Genomic DNA, 1,753 nt, shown 5'->3' on the forward strand with positions numbered 1-1,753 from the left:
AAAGTGTGCTCACTTTGAGCATACGATTGCGATTACAGATACAGGTTTTGATATACTGACTAAGATTTAGGTCTTCACTGAAGCCTTTCAGGCCCAAATCGGGCAGGTTGTCTGTATAGTCCAAAGAAAGAACAAGATCAGTATACAGGTGTCATCGGCATATTCGTTGACTGCCATGTACTAATCGCAGACGGAGAAAAGCGTAAATTTCATTCTCCTAAGAAAAAATATCAATCATATAACCTTTTATGATTGCGTATCTCCGGAAGTTCAGAACAGTATATTCAAAACAGGTCGGGTGATAGATGAACAATTGAGAGATTCTCATTTGGACATTTGTCAGAGAGCAAGTTACTGATTTGAAGAAGGGAGAACACTTGAATGGCGAAAGACGATGTAATTGAAGTGGAAGGTACTGTAGCAGAAACTTTGCCAAACGCAATGTTCAAAGTTGAACTAGAGAATGGTCATACAGTTTTGGCTCATGTATCAGGAAAAATCCGTATGCACTTCATTCGCATTTTACCTGGAGACAAAGTTACGGTAGAATTATCTCCATATGACTTAACTCGTGGTAGAATTACGTACCGTTACAAATAAAGCAACTCCGGAAGAAGGAGGTTGGAAACACATGAAAGTGAGACCATCTGTTAAACCTATCTGTGAAAAATGTAAAGTGATTCGCAGAAAAGGAAAAGTAATGGTGATCTGTGAAAACCCAAAACATAAACAAAAACAAGGCTAATAACAAGGAGGTGCCCAAATCATGGCTCGTATTGCTGGTGTAGATATTCCACGTGATAAGCGTGTTGTCATTTCTTTAACATATGTTTTTGGAATTGGTCGTACGACTGCGCAACAAGTCCTTAAAGAAGCAGGTGTTTCTGAAGACACTCGCGTTCGCGATCTAACTGAAGACGAACTTGGTAAAATCCGTGATATTATTGACAAACTTAAAGTAGAAGGTGACCTTCGTCGTGAAGTTTCACTTAACATTAAGCGTCTAATTGAAATCGGAAGCTACCGCGGAATCCGTCATCGTAGAGGACTTCCTGTTCGTGGACAAAACACAAAAAACAACGCGCGTACTCGTAAAGGTCCGCGTCGTACTGTAGCTAACAAGAAAAAATAAGTAAAGGAGGTAGTTAAAGAATGGCTGCTGCTCGTAAACAAAATACGCGTAAACGTCGCGTGAAAAAGAATATTGAAGCTGGAATCGCTCATATCCGTTCCACTTTCAACAACACGATTGTAACGATTACTGATGTTCATGGAAACGCAATTTCTTGGTCAAGTGCTGGTGCATTAGGATTCAGAGGTTCTCGTAAATCTACTCCTTTCGCTGCACAAATGGCTGCTGAAACAGCTGCTAAAGGTTCTATCGAACACGGTCTTAAAACACTTGAAGTAACTGTTAAAGGTCCTGGTTCTGGTCGTGAAGCTGCAATTCGTGCACTTCAAGCTGCAGGTCTTGAAGTTACTGCAATTAGAGACGTAACTCCAGTTCCTCATAACGGATGCCGTCCACCAAAACGTCGCCGCGTGTAATTTGTTTGTATAGATTTTGTGTCCCTGTCAATAATGGGTTATGATACAGTTATTTATGAGACGAATACACGACTCGTTGCCTGAGCACATACGGGACTAAACAATGAGGAATTTCGGATGGAATCTCATATGATTCTATTCGAGGTTTCGACGTTTTGAAGGAGGGTTTTATTAGATGATCGAAATTGAAAAACCAAAAATCGAA

General features: G+C 40.4%; 5 protein-coding genes and 1 pseudogene. All 6 read left to right on the top strand.

What is annotated here, in order from left to right:
- Positions 1 to 70, top strand: a 70-nt coding sequence (locus EV579_RS19220) for a hypothetical protein (RefSeq protein WP_243837444.1), incomplete at its 5' end; no start/stop codon positions are given.
- A gap of 27 nt (positions 71 to 97) precedes the next feature.
- Positions 98 to 404: pseudogene (locus EV579_RS19225) on the top strand (KOW domain-containing RNA-binding protein).
- Positions 382 to 600, top strand: coding sequence for a translation initiation factor IF-1 (infA, locus tag EV579_RS18620; RefSeq protein ID WP_003217190.1), 219 nt, complete (start codon positions 382 to 384; stop codon positions 598 to 600). The pseudogene EV579_RS19225 and the gene infA overlap by 23 nt, the downstream one beginning before the upstream one ends.
- Positions 601 to 631: 31 nt before the next feature.
- A complete protein-coding gene (rpmJ, locus tag EV579_RS18625; RefSeq protein WP_003156543.1) occupies positions 632 to 745 on the top strand; it encodes a 50S ribosomal protein L36 in 114 nt (37 codons plus the stop codon).
- A 21-nt stretch (positions 746 to 766) separates the two neighbouring features.
- Positions 767 to 1,132, top strand: a complete 366-nt coding sequence (gene rpsM, locus EV579_RS18630; RefSeq protein ID WP_003217023.1) for a 30S ribosomal protein S13 — start codon at positions 767 to 769, stop codon at positions 1,130 to 1,132.
- 20 nt (positions 1,133 to 1,152) lie between these two features.
- Positions 1,153 to 1,548, top strand: coding sequence for a 30S ribosomal protein S11 (gene rpsK / locus EV579_RS18635; protein ID WP_003217231.1), 396 nt, complete (start codon positions 1,153 to 1,155; stop codon positions 1,546 to 1,548).
- The last annotated feature ends 205 nt before the right edge of the window (positions 1,549 to 1,753 follow it).

Origin of the sequence: Bacillus sp. BK450, from assembly GCF_004364885.1 — a bacterium.
Lineage (GTDB): Bacteria > Bacillota > Bacilli > Bacillales > Bacillaceae > Bacillus > Bacillus safensis.